The sequence below is a fragment of the Corallococcus sicarius genome, assembly GCF_003611735.1.
GTDB classification, from domain to species: domain Bacteria; phylum Myxococcota; class Myxococcia; order Myxococcales; family Myxococcaceae; genus Corallococcus; species Corallococcus sicarius.
In genome coordinates, this window is record NZ_RAWG01000387.1 from 1 (window position 1) to 7,647 (window position 7,647).

Annotated in this window: 7 protein-coding genes; 1 reads left to right on the forward strand and 6 read right to left on the reverse strand. The window is 71.3% G+C overall.

Going from position 1 to position 7,647, the window contains the following annotated elements; translation table 11 throughout:
• The 5 genes from D7X12_RS43850 to galU all read right to left on the reverse strand — a co-directional run.
• A partial coding sequence (locus tag D7X12_RS43850) for a response regulator (RefSeq protein WP_500683237.1) occupies nt 1-683 on the reverse strand: 683 nt, incomplete at its 3' end.
• A gap of 15 nt (nt 684-698) precedes the next feature.
• Nucleotides 699-3,089, reverse strand: coding sequence for a replication restart helicase PriA (priA, locus tag D7X12_RS36470; protein WP_244224996.1), 2,391 nt, complete (start codon nt 3,087-3,089; stop codon nt 699-701).
• 188 nt (nt 3,090-3,277) lie between these two features.
• The gene (locus tag D7X12_RS36475; protein WP_120629818.1) at nt 3,278-3,886 is read right to left on the reverse strand and encodes a glutathione S-transferase family protein; all 609 of its coding nucleotides are present in this window, start codon (nt 3,884-3,886) and stop codon (nt 3,278-3,280) included.
• Nucleotides 3,887-3,990: 104 nt separating this feature from the next.
• Nucleotides 3,991-4,746 (reverse strand): LolA-like protein, encoded by a 756-nt coding sequence (locus D7X12_RS36480; protein WP_120629819.1) that lies wholly within the window; start codon nt 4,744-4,746, stop codon nt 3,991-3,993.
• The gene (galU, locus tag D7X12_RS36485) at nt 4,743-5,645 is read right to left on the reverse strand and encodes a UTP--glucose-1-phosphate uridylyltransferase GalU (protein ID WP_120629820.1); all 903 of its coding nucleotides are present in this window, start codon (nt 5,643-5,645) and stop codon (nt 4,743-4,745) included. Before galU ends, D7X12_RS36480 begins: the two co-directional genes overlap by 4 nt.
• Nucleotides 5,646-5,704: 59 nt before the next feature.
• On the opposite strand from galU, the gene D7X12_RS36490 reads away from it, so the two are divergent.
• Nucleotides 5,705-6,568: a PorV/PorQ family protein gene (locus D7X12_RS36490; RefSeq protein WP_120629821.1), complete on the forward strand. Its 864-nt coding sequence runs from the start codon at nt 5,705-5,707 to the stop codon at nt 6,566-6,568.
• An 8-nt stretch (nt 6,569-6,576) separates the two neighbouring features.
• On the opposite strand, the gene D7X12_RS36495 is transcribed toward D7X12_RS36490, so the two are convergent.
• Nucleotides 6,577-7,524 carry a hypothetical protein gene (locus D7X12_RS36495; RefSeq protein ID WP_120629822.1) on the reverse strand — a complete coding sequence of 316 codons (948 nt, stop codon included), beginning with the start codon at nt 7,522-7,524 and terminating at the stop codon, nt 6,577-6,579.
• Nucleotides 7,525-7,647 lie beyond the last annotated feature (123 nt).

Below are 7,647 nucleotides of genomic sequence, written 5' to 3' on the forward strand. Positions count from 1 at the left end.
GCCGTGTCCCCCGTGAGCGCCGAGTCGATGGATGCCATCGCCTCCGCCTCCACCTCCTGGTGCGCCTGCTCCAGCGCGGCGTTCATCACCAGGTGGGTGCTGCGCTCGCGCTGCTGGTGGACGACGTGCGCGCTGCGCTCCTCGCGCGTCATCGCCGCCACTTCCCAGTCCGTCTGGTTCAGCGGCGCCAGGTCCCCGAACAGCGCGTTGGCCAGCGCCGGGTCTCCACCCACCGCGTGCGCCGTCGTCGCATGCCACGCCTCGTCCGACGCGGGCTCGCCGCCCTGCGCGGGCTCCGCCAGCGTCCGGTTCTCCATCACGCGCCAGCCGTCCGCCTCCGCGGGCGCACGGATCAACGTGTCCACCAGCGTCACGAACCCGGGCCCGTCCAGCGGCAGCGGCGCCACCGGCGCGCTGAAGCCTTCAATGGCCTCGCTCAGCAGCAGCACCCGCGCCTTGTGGCCGTCCGGGTGTACCACCAGCTCCTCCAGCACCACGCGCCCGCGCCCGCTCTCCACCCCCGGGGCGAGCACGATGAGCTCTGGCAGGTGGTGCCCGAAGGCGATGAGCGCGTCCGCGGCGGAGGTGGCGAGGATGACCTCGTGCCCTTCGCGGGACAGCAATCGCCGGACGGCGGCGATGGTGGCGATGTCGTCGTGTACGAGGAGGACCGAGGCGCCCATGGGGGGCCTCACAGTCTACATCATGGCCCCGGGATCCACGTCGATGACGACCTTCACCCCGGACGGCACATCCGCCAACGCCGCCTCCAACCGGGCGAGCAATGGGGCAAGCGCCGCATGCGTCGGCGCCTTCAGGAGCAGCTGCCAGCGCGTCTTGCCCCGGATTCGGGCGATGGGCGCCAGCGCCGGCCCCAACAGGCGCACCCCCGCCGACGCGGGCGGCATGTGCCGCCCGACGAGATTCCCCAGGAAGCGGGCCACCCCCGCCGTCTGCTCCGGGTGCTCCCCCTCCAGCCGGACGGCCGCCATGCGCGTGAAGGGCGGGTAGGCCAGGGCCTTGCGCCACTCCAGCTCCTGCTTCGCGAACCCGTCGAAGTCGTGCGCCAGCATCCGCTTCACCGGCTCCGCGTCCGGATTGTACGTCTGCACCAGCACCCGCCCCGGGTCCTTCCCGCGCCCGGCCCGCCCCGCCACCTGGGTCAACAGGTGGAAGGTGCGCTCGGAGGCGCGGAAGTCCGGGATGGCCAGCGACGTGTCCGCCATCACCACGCACACCAGCGTCACGCCCGGGAAGTCGTGCCCCTTGGCCACCATCTGCGTGCCCACCAGCACGTCAATCTCCCGCCGCGCGAACGACGCCAACAGCTCCGTCAGCCGCTCCGCGCTCGTCGCCGAGTCCCGGTCCAACCGCGCCACGCGCGCGTGCGGCATCCGCTCCGCGACCTCGGTCTCCACGCGCTCGGTGCCGATGCCCAGCTTGAGCAGCGGACCCGTGCACTCGCGGCAGCGGTCCGGCACCGGGAACGCCACGCCGCAGTAGTGGCACACCACCCGGTTCTGCGAGCGGTGGTGCGTCATGCACACGTCGCAGTCGTGGCACTTGAGCGACAGGCCGCACACCTCGCACAGGAGGATGGTGCTGTGGCCCCGGCGGTTGAGGAACAGGATGACCTGTTGCCCCTTCGCCACCGTCTCCTCCATCGCCTGGAGCATCTGCGGGCTCAGGATGGGCGCCTCTTCCGTCACCTGCCCCTCGCGCGGACGCTCCACGCGCAGGTCCACCAGGCTGATGGTGGGCATGGGCCGGTCATCCACCCGGTTCTTCAGCTCCAGCAGCTTGTAGCGGCCGGCGCGCGCGTTCTGGAGCGACTCCAGCGCGGGCGTGGCCGAGCCCAGCACCACCACCGCGCTGGCCTGCTTGCCGCGCACCACCGCGAGGTCGCGCGCCTGGTAGCGCAGCTTCTCATCCTGCTTGAAGGACGGGTCGTGCTCCTCGTCCACGACGATGAGCCCCAGGTTCTCCACCGGCGCGAACACCGCCGAGCGCACGCCCACGGCGATCTTCACCGTGCCCTTGCGAAGCGCCTGCCAGTGGAACAGCCGCTCACGGTCCTTCAGCCCCGAGTGCAGCACCGCCACGTCCCCGCCGAAGCGGCTGCGGAAGCGCCCCACGAGCTGCGGCGTCAGGGCAATCTCCGGCACCAGCACCAGGCTGCCCTTGCCCTGCGCCAGCGCGTGCTCCACCGCGCGCAGGTAGACCTCCGTCTTGCCGCTGCCCGTCACGCCGTGCAGGAGGTACGGCTGGAAGCCCCCCGCGTCGATGGCGCCCCGCAGCTCCTGCACCGCGACGTCCTGCTCCTGGGTGAGCCGGTCCGGACGTCCCTGGATGAGCCCCTCGCGCACGCCGGGCTCGAGCACCACCTCCACCAGCTTCACCAGCCCGCGCGCCGCCAGCTTCTTGAGCGTCTCGCGCGCGCCGGGGATGGCGTGCGCCACCTCCTCCAGCTGCGCGCGCCCCCCCACCGCCAGGAGGTACTGGAGCGCGGCGGCCTGGGCCGGGGCCCGGGCGAGCTGTGGCGGGGGCTCCGTGACGAGCGCCTCCGCGAAGTGCTGCACGTCCGCCTTCGCCGCCTTCTCGTCCACCGCGGTGGAGAGGCCCGGCGGCAGCGCGCCGCGGATCACTTCACCCAGCGGGTGGCGGTAGTGCTCGGCCGCGAAGCGCAACAGCGCGATGAGGTCCTTCGGCAGCGAGGGCGAGTCGTCCAGCACGCGCTGGATGGGCTTGAGCCGGACGCCCCCCTCCACCGGCGCGTTGGCCGGGCCCAGGTAGAAGCCCAGCGCCATGCCCCGGCCGAAGGGCACCAGCACGCGCTGCCCCGGGGCGAGCGTGCCCGCGAGCGCTTCCGGCACCAGGTAGGTGAACTCCCCGCGCACGGGACGGCCAACGGCGACAGAGGCAAGGAGGGCGGGGGTGGCGCTCACGACGGGGCGCACTGTAGCGGCGCGCTCCCGGGACGACACTTCCCTTCCCACATCCGTACGCCGCGTCCGCAAGGGGATGGAACCGCGAGAGGGAACCTCTGCCTCCGTCCCCGGACCGCCCAGCGCGAAGTGCTCCTGCTCCATGGCCGACCTCTTCCATGCACTCCCCGACCCCGCCCGTCCTGCACCCGGGAACCACTGTGCCCGGGGCGTCTGACATGCCCCTGGATTTCAAGGCCAAAGCGAAGGGCCCCTCCCGCACCCGGAAGGCGTGCGAAAGAGGCCCTGTCACATCGTGAAACCCGCGCGGCCACAGGGGCCGTGCGTGCGGACTAGCGGCCGGTGGCCTTCTTCCACGACGGGCGGTTGTTCACGCGGTCCCACCACGCCATCACGTTCTTGTACTCGCCGAGGAGGCCCTGCTCGCCCATGGCCATGAGGTAGTCCACGTAGGGCGCCCAGGTCACTTCCGCGAGCGTGAAGTCCTTGCCCGCGAGGAACGGCTGCTTCGCCAGCGCCGCGTCGATGACCTCCAGGGGCCGCTTGATGCCCTCGCGGCCCTTCGCGACGTTGGCCTCGTCGTTGGTGCCCCGGAAGCGCTCCATGACGATCTTCATCGCCGGGCCGGAGAAGTAGGACTGCTCCACGCCCATGAACTGCTCCATGAGCGCGTAGGCGCGGGGGTCCGTCGGCGTCAGGGACGTGCCCGGCAGGGTGCGGTCCAGGTAGCGGATGATGGCGCGCGACTCGTACATGACGAAGCCGTCGTCCGTCTCCAGCGCGGGCACCACGCCGAAGGGCTGGCGGGCCACGTGCTCGGGCGTCTTCTGCTCGCCCTTCATCAGGTCGATGTTGATGAACTCGGCCTCGCGGCCCTTCTCCGCCAGGACCGTGAGGACCTTGCGGGTACACGTGCTCATCGGGTTGCCATAGACCTTCATGGGAAGTGCCTCCGCGCCAGGAGCCGGGGATATCCCGGCATCAGGAACGGGCGGCACTTTCCACGCGAGCCCCCATCACCGCAAGCGATTCAGGGGGTGACGCGCTACGGCGTGAACAGCTTGTCCGGCACCGCGGAGCGGTTGTCCGCCTTGAGGGCGGTGAAGCGCAGCACGCGCTGGCCCGCCCGCCACACCTCCACCGTGCGGGGCATCCAGTCCCCGGTGGACGGCGACGCGTAGTCCACGAAGCGCACGTCCCAGGCGGTGCCGGCGGTGTCGGTGTAGCGCACGCGCGCGGGACGGAAGGCGTCCTTGTAGACCCAGAACTGGGGCTTGCCCTCGGTGGGGTCTCCCAGCACGTACGTCACCTCGCCGCCGAAGCGCGCCAGCGAGGTGCGCTTCGTGTCGATGCCCAGCCCCTGGAGGTACGCCTCCTGGGCGAGCTTGGTGTCCTGCACGCTGCCCGCGTCCTGCGCGAGGATGGCGCACACCTGGGCGACGAGCACGGAGACGGCGGGCAATTCCTTGCCCTCCACGCGCTTCTTGCCGGACACCTGCACCGACGCGGACTTGGGGCTGCTTTCGGGCGAGCTGGCGTCGAAGCGGCAGCGGCCCGGGATCTTCACGGACAGCACGCCGTCACCCTGGAGGTCCGGGCGGTCGGTGGTGACGTTGAGGGCGGCCCCCGCCTCCTGCACGGCGGTGGCGGAGTAGATGACGGAGCCCTCCACGCGGAAGGCGGACAGGCGCTTCTCCTCGCGCGCGTTCGCCATGCGCCGCAGGATGGAGCCACCGGGCAGCACATAGGCGCCGGCGGTGAGGGAGGCGAGGACCACGGACACTGCGATGAAACGCTTCACGGCTTCTCCGTCTTCACGACCTCGCGCATGTACTCCAGGAGTCCTCCGCGCAGGTCGGGGCGCTTGAGCGCATAGGCGATGTTCGCCTTGAGGTAACCCACCTTGTCACCGGCGTCGTAGCGCTGTCCCTGGAACTTGTAGCCCAGCAGACCTTCCGTCTTCTGGAGGGTGGCCAGCCCGTCGGTGAGCTGGATTTCGCCGCCCACGCCGGTGGTCTGCTTCTCCAGGATGGGGAAGATGGACGGGGGCAGCACGTAGCGGCCAATCACCGCCAGGTTCGACGGGGCGGTGCCCTTCCTGGGCTTCTCCACCACGTGGTCGATTTGGATGACGCCGTTGCCGATGTCCTTGCCGGCCGCGATGCCGTACAGGTGCGTCTCACTGTCGGGCACCTCCATCAGCGCGATGACGGCCTTCTGGTGCTCCTGGTAGACGCGCGCGAGCTGCCCGATGCCGGGCTCCTCCGCGTCGATCATGTCGTCGCCCAGGAGGACGCCGAAGGGCTCGTGGCCGATGACGCTTTTGGCGCACAGCACCGCGTGGCCCAGGCCCAGCGGCTCCTTCTGGCGGACGCTGATGATGCGCACGAGGTTCGCGATGGCGCGCAGCTTGTCGGCCTCCGCCGCCTTGCCGCGGGCGCGCATCGTGGTCTCCAGCTCGAAGCCGATGTCGAAGTGGTCCTCGATGGCGGACTTGCCCCGGCCGTTGATGACGACGACGTCCTCGATGCCCGCGGCCACGGCCTCCTCGACGATGTACTGGAGGGTGGGCGTGTCGACGATGGGCAGCATCTCCTTGGGCACCGCCTTGGTGGCCGGCAGGAAACGGGTGCCCAGGCCGGCGGCGGGAATGACGCACTTGCGGATGAGCCTGGCGGCCTTGGTGTCAGGAGAGGACATGGGCGGGGGAATCTATTGGTGGCCCAGAACCCCAGCAAGCCGGATAGATTCCCCTTGCCATGCCGCTCCGTGCCATCGCTGTCGCCCTGTCGTTGACGCTGTCCCTGGTTCCTGTCGTCGCCCGGGGTGCTGAACCGGCCGAAGAGCTGCGCAACATCGCCAACGCCCGGGCCCTGGGCATGGGCAGCGCCTTCCGGGCGACGGGGTTGGGCGCGGACGCACTCCAGGGCAATCCCGCGGCCATGGCGCTCTTCCCCGCCTACCGCATCGAGGGCACGGGGGCGTACGACCCGCGCAACAAGGAGGGCTTCCTGGGCATCAGTCTGGCGGACTCCAGCAGCGGGCGGCTGGCGCTGGGGGTGGACTACCACTGGCTCAGCCTGGGGCGCGGTGGGGCGCGGTCGACGTCGAACCTGAGCACGCTGGGCGCGGCGCTGCCGCTGACGCAGTCGCTGCTCATCGGCCTGTCGGGGCACTACCTGCGGCTCAATGGACAGTCGCGCGTCGCCAACTCCATCACGCTGGACGGCGGCCTCCTCGTGCGGCTGGGCGAGCAGGTGACGGTGGGCGTGTCGGGGCACAACCTCATCGACACGGAGAACGTGGAGCTCACGCGCTACTACTCCGCGCACCTGGCCTACGTGGGGATGGCGGCGGTGCTGGCGTTCGACGTGCGCGGGGACTTCGAGACGCGCGACTCAGCGGTGTTCACGTACAACGCTGGCGCGGAGTACATCCTCAACCAGGTGGTGCCGCTGCGCGTGGGCTACACGTACGACGGCTTCCAGGAGATTTCGCGGGTGACGGCGGGCCTGGGGTTCCTGTCGCCCGGCGGCGGCGGCGTGGACCTGGGCTACCAGCACGACCTGGGCGGGGAGAACGGGCGCCTGTTGATTCTCACGCTGCGGCTGATGGTGAACTGAGGAGGACCTCAGCGTCCGCCGCGGCCGGCCTCGGTGGGGTCGCGCAGGGCGAGGTAGCGCTCGGAGGCGGCGAAGCGGACCAGCTCCTCCAGCTCCTGGTCATGCGGGCGGCGGGCGCGCAGCGCGGTGAGGGCGGGACCCGGGCCTCCACAGGCGACGAGGCCCGCGCGGTTGGCGGAGTCCCTCGCGGCGGCGGAGAGCAGGGACGCGTCGAAGTCGCGGGTGCCGGGCTCCATCAGGGCGCTCGCGCGCTCCAGGGCCTTGGGGGACAGGGCCTCGCGCACGACGCGGGCGTCGTCGCCGGCGCCCTTCGGATCCTTGAGGACGGAGGACAGGAGCGCGAGCGCGCGCAGCAGGTGATCCTTGCGCAGGGCGCGCAGGGCGAGCAGGTCCGGTGACAGCGAGAACAGGGCGCGTCCGGCGTGGAAGCGCAGCTCGGCGTTGGAGGGGGGCTGCTGGACGAGGAGCCTTCCGACGACGAGGCGCGGGGCCGTGGTGTGCAGCGGGGTGATGTTGGCGGTGTCGTCGTCGCCCGCGACGAGCTCCGGCAGCGGCACGCCGAGCAGGCGCGCGACGGTGTGCAGCGCGTCCAGGATGGCGGCGGCGCCGGGGCCCGCGGAGGCGCGCAGGGGCTCCGTGGTGCTGGCGATGCGCGCTGGGGATGGGAACAGCCGGCACAGGGCGATGCCCACGCACGCGAGCAGCTCGCCGGCCGGGGTGCGCAGACCCGGGTGGCGCAGGCCCGCGCGCTCCTGACTGGTGAGCGGAGCGCGCTGGACGCGGGGGGCGGACACGTCACGGCCTTCGAGCGCGTCGGCGAGTTCGCGCATGAGCGCGGCGCGGGTGAGGTCCTTGCGCTGGTCGAAGTGTTCGACGAGGCCGCGGTAGGGCTTGGGGTCCAGCGGGCGCTCGCGCACGAGCTTGAAGACGATGGGTTCGGCGGAGGTGGAGGCCACGAGCGTCATCGCGTGGGAAGCGCCTCCCGGACGCATGGATCCCGTGCGCCGCATCCACCGCGCCGGCCTGCCCTCCGCGCAGTGGACCGCCATCGTGCGCGGCGGCATGTTCCGCCTCTACAC

Excerpts from the sequence above, each read along its gene's own strand:
- priA (WP_244224996.1), bottom strand. The coding sequence starts at position 3,089 with ATGGAGCAGGAGCACTTCGCGCTGGGCGGTCCGGGGACGGAGGCAGAG.
- galU (WP_120629820.1), bottom strand. The coding sequence starts at position 5,645 with ATGTCCTCTCCTGACACCAAGGCCGCCAGGCTCATCCGCAAGTGCGTC.
- D7X12_RS36475 (WP_120629818.1), bottom strand. The coding sequence starts at position 3,886 with ATGAAGGTCTATGGCAACCCGATGAGCACGTGTACCCGCAAGGTCCTC.
- D7X12_RS36490 (WP_120629821.1), top strand. The coding sequence starts at position 5,705 with ATGCCGCTCCGTGCCATCGCTGTCGCCCTGTCGTTGACGCTGTCCCTG.